Origin of the sequence: Pseudorhodoferax sp. Leaf267, assembly GCF_001422405.1 — a bacterium.
Lineage (GTDB): Bacteria > Pseudomonadota > Gammaproteobacteria > Burkholderiales > Burkholderiaceae_C > Pseudorhodoferax.
In genome coordinates, this window is record NZ_LMMV01000001.1 from 1,400,142 (window position 1) to 1,416,862 (window position 16,721).

General features: G+C 62.6%; 16 protein-coding genes. 11 read left to right on the forward strand and 5 right to left on the reverse strand.

Features of this window, described 5'->3' with window-relative positions; translation table 11 throughout:
• The gene (locus tag ASF43_RS06245; protein ID WP_056177739.1) at positions 1-978 is read right to left on the reverse strand and encodes a tripartite tricarboxylate transporter substrate binding protein; all 978 of its coding nucleotides are present in this window, start codon (positions 976-978) and stop codon (positions 1-3) included.
• A gap of 272 nt (positions 979-1,250) precedes the next feature.
• Between ASF43_RS06245 and ASF43_RS30440 the strand changes: the two genes are divergently transcribed.
• Entirely contained in the window at positions 1,251-1,469 is a 219-nt protein-coding gene (locus ASF43_RS30440; RefSeq protein WP_156373161.1) for a hypothetical protein, read from the forward strand.
• A gap of 404 nt (positions 1,470-1,873) precedes the next feature.
• Here the strand turns inward: ASF43_RS30440 and ASF43_RS29700 are convergent, their stop codons facing one another.
• Positions 1,874-2,164, reverse strand: a complete 291-nt coding sequence (locus ASF43_RS29700) for a GMC oxidoreductase (protein ID WP_235578144.1) — start codon at positions 2,162-2,164, stop codon at positions 1,874-1,876.
• 16 nt (positions 2,165-2,180) lie between these two features.
• Here ASF43_RS29700 and ASF43_RS06250 point away from each other — a divergent pair, with 16 nt between their 5' ends.
• Positions 2,181-2,504, forward strand: coding sequence for a hypothetical protein (locus tag ASF43_RS06250; protein ID WP_056177741.1), 324 nt, complete (start codon positions 2,181-2,183; stop codon positions 2,502-2,504).
• Entirely contained in the window at positions 2,471-2,929 is a 459-nt protein-coding gene (locus ASF43_RS06255) for a GMC oxidoreductase (protein WP_255358095.1), read from the forward strand. Before ASF43_RS06250 ends, ASF43_RS06255 begins: the two co-directional genes overlap by 34 nt.
• A gap of 125 nt (positions 2,930-3,054) precedes the next feature.
• Here ASF43_RS06255 and ASF43_RS30445 read toward each other — a convergent pair whose 3' ends face one another.
• From ASF43_RS30445 to ASF43_RS06265, 3 genes are all read right to left on the reverse strand, one after another.
• On the reverse strand, positions 3,055-3,444 hold the full coding sequence (locus ASF43_RS30445) for a hypothetical protein (RefSeq protein ID WP_156373163.1): 390 nt from the start codon (positions 3,442-3,444) through the stop codon (positions 3,055-3,057).
• A 139-nt stretch (positions 3,445-3,583) separates the two neighbouring features.
• Positions 3,584-5,212, reverse strand: a complete 1,629-nt coding sequence (locus ASF43_RS06260; protein WP_056177745.1) for a DUF6351 family protein — start codon at positions 5,210-5,212, stop codon at positions 3,584-3,586.
• A 284-nt stretch (positions 5,213-5,496) separates the two neighbouring features.
• Positions 5,497-7,185 carry a tannase/feruloyl esterase family alpha/beta hydrolase gene (locus ASF43_RS06265; RefSeq protein ID WP_156373164.1) on the reverse strand — a complete coding sequence of 563 codons (1,689 nt, stop codon included), beginning with the start codon at positions 7,183-7,185 and terminating at the stop codon, positions 5,497-5,499.
• A gap of 251 nt (positions 7,186-7,436) precedes the next feature.
• On the opposite strand from ASF43_RS06265, the gene ASF43_RS06270 reads away from it, so the two are divergent.
• From ASF43_RS06270 to ASF43_RS06305, 8 genes are all read left to right on the forward strand, one after another.
• The gene (locus tag ASF43_RS06270) at positions 7,437-8,483 is read left to right on the forward strand and encodes a tripartite tricarboxylate transporter substrate-binding protein (RefSeq protein ID WP_082497638.1); all 1,047 of its coding nucleotides are present in this window, start codon (positions 7,437-7,439) and stop codon (positions 8,481-8,483) included.
• Between the two features lie 2 nt (positions 8,484-8,485).
• Positions 8,486-10,264 carry a feruloyl-CoA synthase gene (locus ASF43_RS06275; protein ID WP_056177750.1) on the forward strand — a complete coding sequence of 593 codons (1,779 nt, stop codon included), beginning with the start codon at positions 8,486-8,488 and terminating at the stop codon, positions 10,262-10,264.
• A complete protein-coding gene (locus ASF43_RS06280) occupies positions 10,261-11,328 on the forward strand; it encodes an aromatic ring-hydroxylating dioxygenase subunit alpha (protein ID WP_056177752.1) in 1,068 nt (355 codons plus the stop codon). Before ASF43_RS06275 ends, ASF43_RS06280 begins: the two co-directional genes overlap by 4 nt.
• Positions 11,325-12,284: a PDR/VanB family oxidoreductase gene (locus ASF43_RS06285; RefSeq protein ID WP_056177754.1), complete on the forward strand. Its 960-nt coding sequence runs from the start codon at positions 11,325-11,327 to the stop codon at positions 12,282-12,284. The genes ASF43_RS06280 and ASF43_RS06285 overlap by 4 nt, the downstream gene beginning before the upstream one ends.
• 31 nt (positions 12,285-12,315) lie before the next feature.
• Positions 12,316-13,158: a helix-turn-helix transcriptional regulator gene (locus tag ASF43_RS29705; protein WP_082497639.1), complete on the forward strand. Its 843-nt coding sequence runs from the start codon at positions 12,316-12,318 to the stop codon at positions 13,156-13,158.
• Entirely contained in the window at positions 13,151-13,756 is a 606-nt protein-coding gene (locus tag ASF43_RS06295; RefSeq protein ID WP_056177758.1) for a 2-hydroxychromene-2-carboxylate isomerase, read from the forward strand. The genes ASF43_RS29705 and ASF43_RS06295 overlap by 8 nt, the downstream gene beginning before the upstream one ends.
• A gap of 108 nt (positions 13,757-13,864) precedes the next feature.
• Complete coding sequence (locus ASF43_RS06300) at positions 13,865-14,833, forward strand: tripartite tricarboxylate transporter substrate binding protein (protein ID WP_056177760.1); 969 nt, start codon at positions 13,865-13,867, stop codon at positions 14,831-14,833.
• Between the two features lie 23 nt (positions 14,834-14,856).
• Positions 14,857-16,701, forward strand: a complete 1,845-nt coding sequence (locus ASF43_RS06305) for an AMP-binding protein (RefSeq protein ID WP_056177762.1) — start codon at positions 14,857-14,859, stop codon at positions 16,699-16,701.
• Positions 16,702-16,721: the final 20 nt, after the last annotated feature.

The following is a 16,721-nucleotide window of genomic DNA, read 5'->3' on the forward strand; positions in this document are numbered from 1 at the left end:
TCAGTCGGTGATCCGGATGTTGTTCTCAGTGATGACTTCCCGCCACTTCGCGGCCTCGCCTGTCAGAAACGATTTCAATGCGGTGCCGGTCTTCAAATCAGTTTGAAAGGCCAAAGGCTTGAACCGGTTTTGAAACTCCGGCTCATTCACCCCTTGGGTGATTGTCTCGGCAATTTTCGCAATGACCGCGGGGGTAGTTCCGGCAGGCGCCATGTACCCGTGCCACAGCACGGTATCGATCTGGGGGAGACCCAACTCACGCGTGGTCGGCACATCGGTGAGATTACTCGACCGCTCTTGCGATGAAACTGCCAAAACACGCAAAAAACCGTCACTCCGCATTGGTGCCACTTCCGATACCGAGGCAAACATCATGTCTGCAAATCCGGCCGCAATGGCTTGAAGACATTCCGGATTATTGCGATAGGGCACATGCAGCCCTGACCCGCCAATGGATCTCAAGAATTTCACCGCATTCAGGTGACCCATGGTCCCAACGCCGCCCGATGCAAATTTCACCCCACCTGGCGCTTTGGCCGCCGCCTTCAAGTCGTCCATGGTTTTTATATTTCCAGAGGCCGATACTGCGAGCGCCAATGGGAATCCGCCGACACCGATGATCGGAGAAAAACTGTCGAGGCTATATCGAATTTTGTCGCGCAACACTGTCTGCACAATGCTCGTACCGATGAGGCAAAGCATCGTGTACCCATCAGCGGGAGCCGCAGCCACATGGCCGCCCGCAATGGTGGTCGAAGCACCACCCCGATTTTCGACAATCACTGGCTGAGCCCATCGGGTCGTCATGTACTGCCCCAACGAGCGGCTGATCAGATCATCCGTCCCGCCAGGCGCGTTTCCCACCACAATTTTGATGAGCCGCGACGGGTAGGCTCTGTCCGCAAGGGCGCGAGTTGTCGGGAACCCGATGGCTGCAAATCCCGAGGTTGCTTGCAATATCGATCGTCTTGAAAACATGGATGTCTCCTCATGCGAGGTTAATATTATTGTTGCTGCTTCAATATGCATCTTGAGCCTGCATCGGTATCTCGACGCGTCACAGAATCGGCAGCTCTATTTGCTCTTACTGTCAATTCACGAAGTATTGGAGAATCCAATGGATACGTCAAGACGGATTTTCTGCTTACTAGTTAAGATCTTCTTACGCTCTTCTTTACCATCGTCAATCGAGCTGCGTTCGCAGATGCTTCTTACCAAACGCAGATGCGCGGTGATCTGAAGTGACACCCATGGAATCACCCACAACCAATCCAGGCTTACACAGTTCAGTCTTACATGTAGAAATGGATATACAAACCTTAAGAAGCATTGCCGCCGATATACTTTTCCCGACAGGGACGAATGCATTGGCGACCTCAAACGGGGATGGTAAAAAACTTGGACCACCTGGAAAAAGTAGTTCATTAATTTTTAAGGAAATCGAACCCGCGCAGTCAAGCTCTACATAAACTTGGCAAGCGGGTCGTCGAGACCATTCACTGTTGAGCTATTCAACGGAGAACGCTCTCAAGACATGGCACCGGGCGGACGAGAAGGGCTCGGACCTGCCGCGCGGCTACCGTCCCTTTAGGAAAGCTCTGCGCAATGCACTTTGAGATGTGCTGATGCAGTACGTTCAAGCCAACACGCCGATTCGGCCCGCGGTGCAGCGGCTCTTCGGCCGCTGCAGGCCAGTTTTCCTGCCTTTTGGCCGTTTGCAGGCGCACTCATGCCTGCGCGCCCATCAAAGTTCTGCGCTGTCGGCGACGATGCAAAAGTGAGCCACCGGGGGTGCGGCAGAAAACTTGGACGGGTTATATGGCGAGCCCAAGGTTGCGCCGGTACGCGATGGGGCTACGCCTGGCGCTCACCGTCAGCTTGCGTGTCGGATCAGGTCTGCGCCTTTCTCGCCGATCATGACCGCCGGCGCACTGGTGTTGCCGGACGGAATCTTTGGCATGATGGACGCGTCGACAACGCGAAGGCCTTCGACCCCGCGCACCCGCAGGGTGGGATCGACCACCGATTGAGGATCCGATCCCATGCGGCATGTACCGACGGGGTGCCAGGCTGTGCCACCATGGTTCTTCACATGGTCGAGAAGTTGCTCATCGCTGACCGCCTGTGGCCCTGGCAGGCGCTCTTTCACGATCAACGAAGCCATCGGATCCGTCTCAAGAATGCGCCTGAGCATCCCCTTGATGGAGCATCCGCTCATCCGCCCGACCTGGCGCGTGAAGGGGTCCAGCTACAGCCCCACCACAAACCCTCTGCGCATGGCAGGCTTCGGTGCCAAGTTCCTGCTGACCGGGCAAGGACCACTGGCTACGATCACGGAGGCCAGGGGCTTCCTTAGAACCTCGCCCTCGGAACCCGTGCCAGATGTGCACATGCTGTTCTCGGTGGCGGGCGCGGTCAACGACGACGAACGAAAGTTCTACAAAAGCTTGACGGTCCTGCCGTACCCATCATTCTCGATGGTGCCCGACAAAAGCTATCCTTAAGCCGTGGCACCGTTCGGCTCACCAGCAAGGAGCCGAAGGCGGCGCCGCTCATCGACTCCAACCTCCTTGCCGAAGATGCCGATGTACAGACCCTCGTAAGGGCTATCAGAATGTTGCGCCGCATCGTCTCTCAGTCCCCTTTGGCCGGCATGGTGATGGATGAAATCAAGCCAGGGCCACACTCCACGTCCGAGGCCGCGCTGGTGGAGTATGTGAAGGCGCGCACCGGGCTGGCCTACCACGCGTGGGGCACTTGCCGCATGGGCATCGACAACAATGCGGTGGTGACGCCGGACCTGAAGGTCAAAGGCCTGGAGAATCTGTGGATCGCCGATGCATCGGTGATGCCGGAGCTCATCAGCGGCAACATCAATGCAGCCTGCATGATGATCAGCGAGAAGCTGGGGCGGCAGCTTCGAGGCTGAGCGGCATCCGTTATCTTGAATCCTGCTTGGCATAGAGGATCTGGTGCAGGCGACTGGAGCACACCGTTTTGGTGTCGGCCCAGAACTGAGGTTGCCCCTGACAACCGGAGGGCGTCTCCCTATCCTCAAGCGTAGTTGTTGTGCCGCCGGCATTCACCGTGCTTGGTGCCTGGTGTGCAGGCATTCAAGCGGAAATATCCGCTGGCGCTGATCCGCAGCACCTGGCACATCGGCGTGATCGGCCATCTCCACTTCATGGAGAAAATCCAGGCGTACCTTGCAGCACGCACTACGCACAGTAAGCCGCGGCTTTTTTCTTCAATGTCGCGCTCTATCGTCAGCCAGGCGACCTGCGCCTTCAGCCGCGCGCTGACCGTCGGTGTCGTCGCCTGGCCATCGGACGCCATCGCCAACTGGCCTTCAGCATCGGCACGCACCCAGTTCGTCAGGCCCGACTGGGCATGCCCAGCGTCGCGGCCACGGTCGACGCGGTGCGCCCGGCATTGAACTGTCACACAGCCTCCTGCTTGAACTCCACCGTCAACATCGCTTTCATTGACCTCTCATTCAATCTACGCCCCCGTCCGTGGATTCTCACGGCTGGGGCAATGAACTCCAGGATTCGAGGGCAACCTCACTATTGAGACTCCACAACTAGAGCACGCAGGCGAAGCTCGTAGCAAGGGCCCCGTCACCAGTGCCGTTATATCGCGGCCAAGTCGGATACTCACACAGCGGTCGCGACCGATTCGCCCCTGCGTTTGCATCACGACCGACCAGGCCTGTAGGAGCAGTCCTGCCCTCCACCCAGCCCTCCAGCGCGGTCAGCGAATCGACCGAAAGGTTGAATGCACCGCTGCCATGGCCGTAGCCTGGTACTTGGTAGTACCTCATGAACGAGTTGACCATGTCCCGGCCCATCGCGCCAACCGCCCTAGCGTAGAACTCGTCAGAGGTAGCTGCAGGTATTAGCGGATCGGCCATTCCGTGGATGATGATGAGCTTCCCGCCCTTGCTCGCAAATGGAGACAGGTTCGGGTTTATGTCCTGGCGGCCGGACAGATACTGCAGTCGTTGCTGTGTGAAGCCATTCGCGGACGGGTTGAAGGTTAGCGAATCGAACGTCGAGTCCTTGTAGATGTAGTACCTTGCGAACGACTCGCCAATCCACATGGCAAATGCCATGTTGGTTGTCGAAGGCGTCGAAGGCGCAACGGTCCCCATGGCCGGAGTCATTCCACCGTTGAAGATGTTGTACGCAGGATAGCTTCGCGTCCCGTTGGCCAGTGCAAACGACAGGGACAGGGGCTTCGAGTAGGCCTGGAATCCCGCAATCTGTGCATCAGAAAGACAGCTATCACCTGCGTCGTTTCCAGCAGGGCAGCGCAGAATGATCGGATCGAACGTGCAGGCTGCGACGTTGCTCACGACGCCGTCAGTGGCTCCGTCGAGTCCGTCGCAGGCTGCGATGACAGCGTTGGTCAACAGCTGCTGCTTCGCGGGGGTCGACCACGCTCCTGGCAGTGCCAAAGCTTTCGCTGTCTGCGTGTAGTTCACCAGCATGGCCGTGAGCGACCACGCTGGATAGTAGGCAATGACGCCGTCGTACAAGGCGGGCCATCTGTCTGCGACGTACATCGCCTGACGACCGCCTCCCGAGCCACCCGCAGCGTAGGTAAGGGCGGGGCCCTCGCCATAGCGCTTCTTCATGACCGCTACCGCGGCATCACGCGTCTTGCCAAGGTGGTCGCCCAGCTCGTTTTCCAGCGCCTCGTCGTTTAGGGCGAAGCTGCCCTCCCCCCCCTTATGCCCGCCGTCGCTACCAAATCCCGCATAGCCTCTGGCCACCGGCGACGCATAGCCGCTCGCGCCGGGAACGTTGTTGCTTCCCTGGATGAGGCTACCATCGTAGCCGCCGCCGAAGAGGTGCATTGCCTTGCGATTCCAGGTAGACGGCAGCGCGACGCTGAACTCGATGGATGGAGCACTGCGGTCCATCGGCGCAATCCAGCCGGTCACCCGACAGAACTCCCCCACAGCGGTCGTTCCGCTCCCTGCCGGAGCCACGAGCGTGGCGTTCTCCACAACCGCGCCTCTCGTTGAAAGCGCAATATCCGTGGCGGGGATAGAGAAGCCCTTCAGGCCCTCGCACGCTTGCGCGGGCGTCAACGAGGGAGCCTGCCCCACATCCGTCTCATCGCTGCCGTCCCCTCCGCAGCCCGAGATGAGAACGACCGATGCGGCGAGCGCGATGGCCGTGCGGTCGATAACGAGAAAGCGCATTCAATGTCTCCGATAAAGTTGCTTTTGCCCAGCAACGATAGGAGAACGACCGACGTTCGGCAGCCACCTTGGCAGTTGACAGGAAAACCCTTAACGAAGACGCACGCGGTGTTGCGAGTCACGGTCAACCGAAGCCTGTGAGGCTCCAGCTACATCAGAGTTTGACGGGCAGAGCCAGCGAAGCAGAAACGCGGGGGCTGCATGGACTGTGGACCCCGTCCTCGCAATCGCCGCCGGCCTTCTCATGGCGAGGCCAGTTGCACGGCAACGGCCTCGCCGCGCGGCTATTGACAGATGAAACTGTCGGCGCTCTCGAGGTCAACTGAGCCGGCCTTCCACACCGCCTTTGTGGGGTACGGGCACAGAGGGCGACTACGCGTGGCAGACCACGAGGTCGGCAACTCGTTGTTGCCTGGGGACACGGTGGCTCGGATGTTGTCCGGGGCCACTCCCTGCTCGACCCATCTGACAAGCGCAGAGAAGGCATCGAATCGGTCGGTCGATGGACCCGACCCGCAGTGGGCCATTCCAGGGACCACGAACAGCCGAGCGTACGCGGCAGCGTTGCTGTCGTTCGATTGGAGCCTGGAGTACCAGTTGATCGTGTCGTTGACCGAGAAGATGCCATCTGCGGCGCCATGGTAGACCAGCAACTTCGACTTGGCCTTCAACGTCGACAGCGTCGTCATCCCCGGCGGCAACATGAAATCCATCGAGGAGACGCGATAGGTCGCGTCGGTCCCGTAGATGAACTCGAAGCTGCGATCCATGTCGTACGCGCGCCAGTACGCATCTGCCGTCGAATCCAGCGCGTTCACGCCAGGCGTTGGTGGGACCGAGAAGACGGTTGACATCGCCACAGGGCTGAGCATCACATTCAGGGAGGTCTTCCATCCGACCCAGTCGTTCGAGGAGATGCCCGGGTCCCAGGGCCAATCGGAGTACAGCGGGGTGCCGGTCGATGTCTTCGCACCTGCCATGATGTTCTTCAGCGCGGTGACCTGGCTTGCGCTCAAGCACTGTCCCGACTGCACTTGGCCTGCAGCGCACTGAGGCACGTCGGCGGCGATGTCAAAACGTGTCTTGCAGGCGGCCAGGTCGTTCACGATGCCATCTGAAGCACCATCGAGCGCGTCGCACTTCGCGAGGATTCGAGAGCTCACCAGCGCGAGATCGGCTGGGCTGAACGCCTTGGTCACATCGTTGTTGACCGTTGCCAGTTGCTTGTTGTCGAACATCGCTGCAACCCCGGACTTCGGCAGGTTGAAGCCTGGGTCTCCAGCGAGAACACCGTCAAAGACGTCGGCGAGACGCGCGGCGGCCTGCATGCCTGTCTGCCCGCCTTTCGAGCACCCCACGTAGTAGGAGGTGCGCGGCGTGTTCCCGTAGTATTTCTGGACAAACTGCTTCGCAAGGGGCGCCCAGGTGCCGATGGCGTTGTACCCATAGTCAAGTCTCGCTTGGGGGTCTAGTCCGAACGACCCATCGAGGCCGGCCGCGGGTCCACTACCTCGGTGGCCACCGTCGCTGCTCGCAAGCGCGTAGCCGAGCTTCAGAGGATTGGTCTGCCCACCCATGCCGGTGTTGGCCATGCCTTCGGGCCCCGTCAATGAACCCGACAGTCCGCTGTCTCCACCGTAAATCCAGCTCCCGTTCCAGTTCTCGTTGGGCAGCCGAAGGCCGAAGCCAATGGCATAGGACTTCCCGTCGATGCCAGTCCTCGGATTCAGCCGTCCCGTCACATAGCAATGCGCAGGGTAGCCAACGCCTCCCATGCCCTCCTTGGCGGCAACTTCTACAGCTGCGTCGACGATGACCCCTGGCAGGTTCACGTTCGCCGACGTCACCTCCGCACACGACATGCGCACGGCCGCCGGCAAAGGCGGCGCCTCATCGTCGGAACCATCGCCGCCACACGCGGCCAAGCCGCCTGCCGCAGTCAGCGCAAGCATCAACTTCTTCAGTCTTTCCACGTTGTCTCCAATAAATACTCGTCGGAACCATTTCCAACGTGACGCGAAGCTATTGGCCTGATGCCGAACCGGCAACACGCTGCGGAACAGTCGCGGTATCTGCGCGGGCGATAGCTGGTGAGAGCTGGCGAGAGCGATGAGGTCGTGGGCCGGACGGCGGTCGCTCGAAGTCCGCGACACGGCCCCGAAGCGCCAGCACTATCGTAGCCAGAGATACCAGGACTGCACCTGAATCGCTGGAAACGAGAGGCATGAATTTCTATGCTGACGCCTCAAACATCAAGGAGGCAAGAATGGTTCGATCACGGTCGCAATGGTCGCGACGCGACTTCGCGTTTGCAGCAGCATCTACTCTCACCGGGCCGCTCGCAGTAGGAACGTCCTGGGCACAGGCATCCGGCCAGCCGGTTCGCATCATCGTCGGCTTTCCGCCAGGTGGCTCATCCGACGTCGTCGCGCGTCAACTGGCCGAGGCACTGCGGCCGCGGCTGAACCGGGTCATCCTCGTGGAGAACAAAGCGGGTGCCGCAGGTCGCATTGCTCCCGAATTCGTGAAGTCAGCGCCCGCAGACGGCAGCGTCATTCTGCTAGCGCCGAACCCGCTGATTACCCAGTACCCATCGGTCTACAAGAAGCTGACCTACGACCCGGTACGCGACCTCACGCCGCTGGCCAAGGTCGCAAGCTACCCGCTCTTCATCAGCGTGGGTCCGGCGGTCCCCGACAGTGTCAAGACGGTTCGCCAATACCTGGACTGGGCCAATTCGGGACCGAAGAATGGCTTCTTTGCATCGCCGGCAACGGGCTCGACCCCGCACTTCGTGGGCGTGATGCTTGGGCGCGCTGCGAACAGCGAGTTCACCCATGTCCCGTACAAGGGTGATGCGCCTGCAATCCAAGACCTGCTTGGTGGCCAGGTGCCGATGAGCATCAACGTGCCTGCGGCGCAGCTCCCGCACATCGCCAGCGGAAAGCTTCGCGTGCTCGCAACCACGGGCGCGCAGCGCTCGCCGGACCTCCCAGGAACACCGACGATTGCCGAACAAGGCTTCGACGCTCTGCAGACCCATGACTGGTTCGGTCTGTTCATCCCGGCCGCGACACCGACGGCACAAGCGCAGCAGCTTCAGGCTGCCATCCGCGAAGCGCTGGAGGAGCCGGGATTGCGCGAGGGCTTCCGCAAGCTCGGCGTGCAGCCTGCCTTCGTGAAAGGCGACGATTTCGCGCGGCAGATCCGGGAAGAGACCGTGTCCTTCGCGGCCTTGGTCAAGAGCGTCGGCTTCGTCCCCGAGGAGTGAGGATGTTTGCAGTGGCCCAGCACCTTCGCCTCGCAGAGGCCCGCGTGACGATTCAGCGCCGAGCGGACGGGACGCAAATCCTGCGCTCACCGACCACGCTCGTAGACCACAACGAGCTCGTCAGCGACTGGCTTCGCTACTGGAGTACGCACGCGCCGGACAGAACAGTGTTCGCTGAGCGGCAGCAAGGCGAATGGGTGCACCTCAGCTACGCAAAGGCTTGGGAGCAGGTCTTGCGGCTTGGGGAGGGGCTGCTGCTGCTGGGGCTCGGCCCTCAGAAGCCACTGATGATTCTTTCCGAGAACAGCATTGAGCATGCCCTGCTGGCTCTGGCGGCGATGCACGTCGGCGTGCCGGTCGCCCCAGTATCGCCCGCCTACTCGCTGTTGAGCGGCGACCACGAGAAGCTGCGCGCCGTGGCAGCGCTGCTGCAGCCCGGTGCGGTCTTCGCAAGCGACCCAGTGCGCTATGGGAAGGCACTGCACGCGCTCGGCCGCGACAGCGTCTCGTTCGAACAGCTGCTTCGCCACGAGCCCAGCGAGGCCGTCTACCACGCGCACGCGCTCACGTCGCCGAACACCGTCGCGAAGGTCATGTTCACGTCCGGCTCGACGGGAACGCCGAAGGGCGTGATGAACACGCAGCGGATGATGACCGCGAACCAGCGGCAGAGCCTTCACGTTTGGCCATTCCTCGGCGACGAGCCACCTGTGGTGGTCGACTGGCTGCCGTGGAACCACACCTTCGGCGGCAACTACAACTTCAACCTGGTCCTGAGCAATGGCGGGACTATGTACATCGATGGCGGCAAGCCAGTGCCTGCGCTGTTTTCCGAAAGCCTGCGCAACTTGCGCGAAGTCTTGCCCACCATCTACTTCAACGTGCCCAAGGGCTTCGACCTGCTGCTCCCGCATCTGGAGGAAGACGCAGAGTTCCGCAAGGGCTTCTTCTCCCGTTGCAAGTTCATCTTCTACGCGGGCGCCGCGCTCGCGCAGAACACGTGGGACCGCATCCAACGCCTGGCGCGCAAAGAGACTGGTGCGAACGTGATGTTGGTGTCGGCATGGGGCTCTACCGAGACCGCACCACTCTGCGCGGCGGTGCACTTCCAGATTGACCAGGCCGGCGTTGTCGGGCTGCCTGTCCCCGGGTGCGACATCAAGCTGGTGCCGACGGCCGGCAAGCTTGAGGCACGCGTGCGCGGTCCCAACATCACGCCGGGCTACTACAACAGCCCAGAGCTGACCAAGGCCGCGTTCGACGAAGAAGGCTTCTACCGCATTGGTGACGCCCTCAAGATGCTCGACCCGGACGAGCCAGAGAAGGGCCTGGTGTTCGACGGCCGCGTCGCGGAAGACTTCAAGCTGCGCACGGGTACCTGGGTGCACGTGGGTGCACTTCGGGTGCAGCTCATCGCAGCCTGTGACCCGCTAGTTCAGGACGCCGTCTTGACAGGACACGACCGCGACGAGATTGGCGCGCTGCTCTTTCTGCACCCCTCTGCGGCTTCCATAGCTCCCGCTGTGCTGCGCGAGCGCCTCGGTGAAGGCCTGGCCCGAATGAACGCAGCCGCGGGGAGCTCGACCCGTGTGATGCGAGCGCTCGTCCAGGTCAACCCGCCCCGCGCAGACGCCGGCGAAATCACCGACAAGGGATATCTGAATCAGCGCCAGGTCCTGGCGCTTCGCAACGACGAGGTCGTCCGGCTACACGCCGAGGTATTCGACCCCGCCGTCATCCTTCCCCACAAGGAAACCACGACACCCGCTTTCTCCCCATGACTCAATATCTCCGCAATGTCTGGTACGTCGCCGCATGGGACTCTGAAGTCCCGGACGGCCAGTTGTTCGCTCGCACGATTCTTGGCGAGCGCATCGTCATGTTCCGTGACGCTAACGGTCGCGCGCATGCTCTTTTCGACCGCTGCCCACACCGGTTTGCACCGCTGAGCATGGGCAAGGTGGTCGACGGCTGCGTGCAGTGTCCGTACCACGGCCTGGAGTTCCGCGGTGACGGCTCGTGCAGCCGCAACCCGCACGGCAACGGCCAGATTCCCAAGGCCGCGCAGGTGCGCAGCTATCCACTGGTCGTACGCTGGTCGGCGCTCTGGATTTGGATGGGTGACCCGGACAAGGCCGACGACGCGCTCATCCCCGAGTTCAAAAGCCTGGACCCCGAGAAGCGCTGGGTGGGCAAGGACTACCTGTTGGCCAAGGCGGAATACCAACTCGAAACCGACAACATTCTGGACCTGAGCCACATCGAGTACCTGCACCCCGGCACCCTCGGCAGCGACGCGGTCAAGCAGTCGCAGTCCGAAGTCAAGCAGGAGGGCAACACCGTCTACTCGCGTCGCCTGACCCGCAATGAGCAGCTGATGCCTTCGCTCGCGCAGCGATACGGCATTCCCGAAACCCAACTCGTCGACCGCTGGCTCGATACCCGTTGGAACGCACCGGCGGTCATGGAGCTGTGGGTGGGCGTCGCCCCCGCTGGTGATGCGGACCCACGCTCGGTGGGCAAGCAGGTCCCGTTCGCCCATCTGTTCACACCGGAGACCGCGACCACCGCGCACTACTGGTTCGCGACCAGCTACCCGAAGCGCATGGGCGAAGAAGGTCGCGCTCGGGCGGAGTCGGACATCAAGTACCTGCGCGAGCCGTTCGAGCGAGAGGACCTTCCGATGCTGGAAGCACAGCAACGGCAACTCGGAGACCGTGACTTCTGGTCGATGAAGCCCATCCTGCTGTCGGGCGATGCTGCCGCAGTTCGCGCTCGTCGGGTGCTCGACGCCCTCATCAAGGCAGAGCAGGACGCCAAGGCTGCCGAGGCGGCGAGCGCATGACCGGCTCTCTTCGCGTTCGGGTGGCCAAGAAGGAGGCCGTGGCGGAGGGCATCTGCGCGTTCGACCTGGTTGCCGCTGAAGGAGACACGTTGCCGGCGTTCACGGCCGGCGCTCACGTCGATGTGACCACGCCCTCGGGCATCATCCGCCAGTACTCGCTCAGCAATCCAAGCACCGACAGGAACCTGTACCGCATCGCTGTTCTGCATGAGCAAGATGGCCGCGGCGGCTCTCGTGCGATGCACGAACAGGTAAAGGCGGGGGACGTGCTCACCATCAGCGCCCCGCGCAACCACTTCGAGCTGGATGTCGCCGCGTCTCCAAGCCTTCTGCTGGCTGGCGGCATCGGCATCACCCCCATCCTTGCGATGGCCCACCAGTTGGAGGCTCAGGGCCGCCAGTACGCTTTGCACTACTGCACACGCAGCCCCGCGCGAACGGCCTTTCGGGACGAGCTCGCCAGCCGGTTTGGCGAGCGTGCCCGCGTCTACCATGACGATGGACCGGCCGAACTGAAGTTCAACATTGCCGATGCGCTACGCACGGCTCCGCGGGATGCTCATCTCTACGTTTGCGGTCCTTCCGGTTTCATCGATGCGGTACTGAGCCAGGCAAAGGCGCAGGGCTGGCAAGACAGCCGGGTGCATCGAGAGTTCTTCTCCGCCGCCCCGGTCGACACCGCGGGTGACAAGGCGTTCGAGGTTGTCGTCGCGAGCTCGGGCATTGTCATCCCTGTTGCGGCGGACCAGACCGTGGTCGCCGCCCTCGCCGCGTGCGGCATCGAGGTAATGACGTCTTGCGAGCAGGGTGTTTGCGGTACATGCATCACCCACGTTCTCGAGGGGATTCCAGAACACCGAGACAGCTACTTCACCGACGAAGAGCACGCCAAGGGCGACCAGTTCACGCCGTGCTGCTCGCGCTCAAAGACTGACAGGCTGGTTCTGGACCTCTGAGCAATGCTTCCGACAACAAGGAGATGCCACGATGAAATCCCATTCCCAGGCAGAGGGCGCTGCGCGTTCGAGTGGTCGCTCCGCCGAGATTTCGGCATCCATCGTCGGGTGCATTGGTGCCGAGGACTTCGCCATTGCGGCTTTGGAGCGCATCCATCCGCTGGTCGCTTTGGGAGCGTGGACCGTCTACCGTATCCAAAGCGATGCTCCGCCAGAGTTCTCGCTGGGTGCGACGCGGGGGCGGCAGGACATCACCGAGGCGTGTTGGGAGCGCTACCGGTCAGGTCTGTACCGGTCCGACCACAGCTTTGACGCGATGCAAGCGGACCCCCAAGGCGGCGTGGCCATGTCGCGCCTTGACCCGGGACAGCTGGCACCAGCACATCGCGCCGCAATCTACGACCGCCACGCGATTCAGGAACGCCTTTCTCTCGTCACCGTCGAGCGTCCTGGGTCATTGCTGGCCCTGAACTTCTACCGCTTTGCCGGGCAACACTGGTTCAGCGCCGATGAAGAGGCCGACCTGCTGTCCTCGGCAGCCATGCTTGTGACCGCGGTCAAGCGGCATCTGGAGCTGGCCGCGGTGTCACGGCCCGCGCCACCGACCGTCACCACCCAGGACCTCGAAATCTCGGTGTTGCGCGAGCGCTGCCCCCGCCTGACGGAGCGCGAGCTCGAGGTGTGCATGGGCCTGGTGCAAGGCTGGTCCTTCGATGGCATTGCCGCGCGGCTGAATCTGTCTGCAGCCACGGTGAAGACCTACCGCGACCGTGCCTTCCGCCGGCTCGGCATCAACCATCGGAATCAGCTGTACGGCGTATGCGTTGCGGGTGTCGTCGAGAAGACGTCGCAATCGCGGAGCGTGGATGCCTGAACTCGAGTTTCACTTCGACTTCCTTTCGCCCTACGGCTACTTCGCGAGCCAAGGCGTCGAGGCGCTGGCCGCGCGGCACGACCGCCTGGTCGATTGGCATCCCATGTTGCTGGGCATCACCGTGATGAAGGTCATGGGACTGAAGCCCTTGCTTGAGACACCGCTCAAGGGCGACTACATCCGGCGCGACGTCGCGCGTCTGGCGCGGATGCTGGACCTACCCTTGGGCCGTGAGCTGGAGAGGCCACCCAGAAGCTCGCTGGTTCCAGCGCGTGCCGTCTGCTGGGCGAAGCACTATGCACCGCACGCCGTGCCAGAGCTCGTCCACGCGCTCTACGCGGCCCTATGGCGCCATGGCATCGACATCGATGCGCCAGACGACTTGACGCAGGTGGCATTGCCGCCGTCGCTGGATGCAGGCACGCTCGTTGACGCGTCAAAGTCCAAGGAGGCGGCCGACCTGCTGCGCCAGTCGGTCGAGAACTCGGTGGCCAGGGGCGTGTTCGGCTCCCCCACCGTCCTCATCGATGGCGAGCCGTTCTGGGGCTTCGACCGTCTCGACCAAGCCGAGCGCTGGCTGGCAACTGGAGGGTGGTAGCAGGGCTTTCCTGTCCACGCCTCGGAGGACTGACGAAGGACACCTTCGTTCCTACGATGAGGCACCGCGCAGGCCGTTCTGCGCGCATCCACATCTCAGGAGACATTCATGGCACGCTTCACGCGCCGCACGCTGATTGAAGGCCTTGGTGCCCTCAGCGTTGGCACCATCCTCCCCGCACAGGCCCAGCAGAACCGCCCCATCCGTCTCCTGGTGGGTTTCCCGCCCGGGACCGCACCCGACACGGTGGCTCGCATCGTGACCCAGAAGATGGGCGAGAACATGCAGCAGCCCTTCGTGGTCGAGAACGTGGCCGGCGCAGGCGGGATGATTGCTGCGACACAAGCCGCGAAGGCCGCGCCGGACGGCAACACGCTGTTCATGAACACGGTGTCGGACATGAGCATCGCGCCGCATATCTACAGCAAGCTGAACTACAACCCCAACGATTTCGCGCTCATCAGCCACCTGGTTTACACCGACTTCATCCTGGCCATTCCGCCGTCGGTTCCGGCGCAGTCGCTGCGCGAGTACATCGCCTGGGCGAAGACGCAGAAGCAGATGTTCATGGCCACGTTCGGCCCCGGCTCTCCGGCCCATTTCGGCACGGCCATGTTTGCCAACGCTTCGGGGCTGAAGATTGAGCCCGTCCACTACAAGACGACCGCGGACGCGATGTCCGGCGTCCTGAGCGGCGAGGTCCCCGGCCTCTTCGTGACAGCATCGCTGGGCACGCAGTACGTGAAGGAAGGCAAGCTGCGTGCGCTGGCGGTGACCTCACCCACCCGGATGGCTCAGCTGCCCGACGTTCCGTCATTCGGCGAGTTGGGCTTGCCCCAGGCAGTCTTCGCAGCGTGGTTCGGCCTGGCTGCCCCGCCCTCGACGCCCGCGGCAACTCTCGAGCGCGTATCTGCCGAGGCACGCAAAGCACTGCAGTCCCCGGACGTGCGCCAGAAGCTCGAAGCGGCCGGCTTCCGCATCAGCGGCACCAACCGCGAGGAGTTCGCGCAAATCGCACAGAAGGAATTCGCAGCCTGGGGCGCCGCCGCCCGCTCCACTGGCTTCCGCGCCGACTGAAAGCCAGGACAAGTCAGCACGCCATGAGCACCCAGCTTTTCCCTCCCGTTCGCACCGTGGCCGATGTGCAGGCCATCGAGGCACGTCCCTACGAAACGTTCATGCCATGGCGCGGCTTGCACGAGGCGCTGAGCGCGAGCGCCGAGCGGTTCGGCGCTCGTACGGCCATGACGCTTCTCGCCGACGACACGTTCGAGCCCGCTCAGTCCTGGACCTACGCTGAGCTGCTTGAACAGGTCGCTCGCGCAGGCAACGCTTTCCGGGCACTGGCCAAGGGAGAACGGCCGCGCGTGGCCATGCTGTTGCCGGCCATCCCCCAAGCGTACGCGACGTTGTGGGGAGCTGCCTCGGTCGGCACCATTTGTCCCATCAACTACATCCTGCGCAAGGAGCACATCGCAGAGTTGCTGCAAGCAGCCCAGTGCAACGTGGTGGTCGCGCTGGGCGTGCATGGGCAGCTCGACATCAGCAGCAAGGTTCTGGACATCTGTCGGGACTGTCCCAGCGTCCGCGAGATTGCCTGGGTGGGACAGGTTCCACCCGGCGCCAGTGGAGTCAGCTTCGAAGACCTGGTGGCGGCGCAGCCGGCGACCCTTGAGAACGCCTGTTCGGGCGACGACATCGCCGCGCTGTTCCATACGGGCGGAACAACAGGCAGCCCGAAGCTGGCCCAACACACCCATCGCAACCAGCTGCACGCGGCAGCAGGCGCAGCCGGTCACTATGCCCTGACGGAACAGGACTGCATCATCAACGCGATGCCGCTGTTCCACGTGGCAGGCACCATCGTGTTCGGCTTGTCCACGGTTCTGTCCGGCGGACACATCGTTCTGCCGACCGTGCTCGGCATGCGCAACCCCGGCTTCCTCAGGAACTTCTGGTCGGTGGCGGCAGGGGTCAAGGCCAGCCTCATCACGGCCACGCCCACAGGCATTGCCACGGTGCTTGCGGCCGCGCGAAAACCTGGTGAGGTCGATGGCGTCAGGGCACTTCTGACCGGCGGGGCGCCTCTGCCGCCGGAGCTTGCGCTGGAGTTTGAGCGCGAAACCGGCATTCCGGTGCGCAACACCTTCGGCATGACCGAATGCTCCGGCGTCGTGAGCATCGAGCCTGTCCTCGCTGAACGAGAGTCCGTTTCGTGCGGCATTCGCATTCCGTTCACTGAGGTCTCAGTGGCCACGCTCGATGGGACTCCCGTTCCCGACGGGACGTCCGGAATCATGCGCCTGCGCGGCCCCAATGTGAGCCCAGGCTACACCGAGCAAGCACGCGGTGCTGGCACCTTCGAAGGTGGATGGCTCGTCACAGGCGACCTGGCGCGTATCCGAGACGGGCGCATCGAGGTCACGGGGCGCGCCAAGGACGTCATCATCCGCAACACCCACAACATCGACCCACAGCAAATTGAGGATGCACTGCTCAAGCATCCGGGCGTGCAGATGGCCGCGGCGGTTGGTCAGCCCGACGAGTACGCCGGCGAGCTTCCGGTGGCGTTCGTGGTGGCTAAGCCGGGTGTGGTCCTGGACCTGAACGACCTGCTGGCCTTCTCGAGCGAGAACATTGCTGAGCGTCCGGCACAGCCCAAGCGCATCGACGTCATCGACGCGTTGCCCCAGACCGCGGTGGGCAAGGTCTACAAGCCGGCCTTGCGTCGCATCGCACTAGAGCGTTCCATCCAGGAAAGACTGGTCGCGACGGGTCTGCAAACGGAAGTCTCCGTGCGCACGCGCGACGAAGCGCACGGGCTGTGCGTGGACTTCGTGCCGTGCGCTAGCTCTCTCTCGCCCGATACGCCAGAACGTCTGAAGACTCTGATGCGCAGCTTCACCTTCGAGTGGCGCATCGAAGAGGCTGCGACCAACGCGTAGCGCAGCCCTCTGCATCGCAA

What these genes read in the sequence shown, in the direction of transcription:
- ASF43_RS06245 (WP_056177739.1), bottom strand. Translation starts at nt 978, where the DNA reads ATGTTTTCAAGACGATCGATATTGCAAGCAACCTCGGGATTTGCAGCC.
- ASF43_RS30440 (WP_156373161.1), top strand. Translation starts at nt 1,251, where the DNA reads ATGGAATCACCCACAACCAATCCAGGCTTACACAGTTCAGTCTTACAT.
- ASF43_RS29700 (WP_235578144.1), bottom strand. Translation starts at nt 2,164, where the DNA reads ATGGCTTCGTTGATCGTGAAAGAGCGCCTGCCAGGGCCACAGGCGGTC.
- ASF43_RS06250 (WP_056177741.1), top strand. Translation starts at nt 2,181, where the DNA reads ATGCGCCTGAGCATCCCCTTGATGGAGCATCCGCTCATCCGCCCGACC.
- ASF43_RS06260 (WP_056177745.1), bottom strand. Translation starts at nt 5,212, where the DNA reads ATGCGCTTTCTCGTTATCGACCGCACGGCCATCGCGCTCGCCGCATCG.
- ASF43_RS06270 (WP_082497638.1), top strand. Translation starts at nt 7,437, where the DNA reads ATGAATTTCTATGCTGACGCCTCAAACATCAAGGAGGCAAGAATGGTT.
- ASF43_RS06275 (WP_056177750.1), top strand. Translation starts at nt 8,486, where the DNA reads ATGTTTGCAGTGGCCCAGCACCTTCGCCTCGCAGAGGCCCGCGTGACG.
- ASF43_RS06280 (WP_056177752.1), top strand. Translation starts at nt 10,261, where the DNA reads ATGACTCAATATCTCCGCAATGTCTGGTACGTCGCCGCATGGGACTCT.
- ASF43_RS06285 (WP_056177754.1), top strand. Translation starts at nt 11,325, where the DNA reads ATGACCGGCTCTCTTCGCGTTCGGGTGGCCAAGAAGGAGGCCGTGGCG.
- ASF43_RS29705 (WP_082497639.1), top strand. Translation starts at nt 12,316, where the DNA reads ATGAAATCCCATTCCCAGGCAGAGGGCGCTGCGCGTTCGAGTGGTCGC.
- ASF43_RS06295 (WP_056177758.1), top strand. Translation starts at nt 13,151, where the DNA reads ATGCCTGAACTCGAGTTTCACTTCGACTTCCTTTCGCCCTACGGCTAC.
- ASF43_RS06300 (WP_056177760.1), top strand. Translation starts at nt 13,865, where the DNA reads ATGGCACGCTTCACGCGCCGCACGCTGATTGAAGGCCTTGGTGCCCTC.
- ASF43_RS06305 (WP_056177762.1), top strand. Translation starts at nt 14,857, where the DNA reads ATGAGCACCCAGCTTTTCCCTCCCGTTCGCACCGTGGCCGATGTGCAG.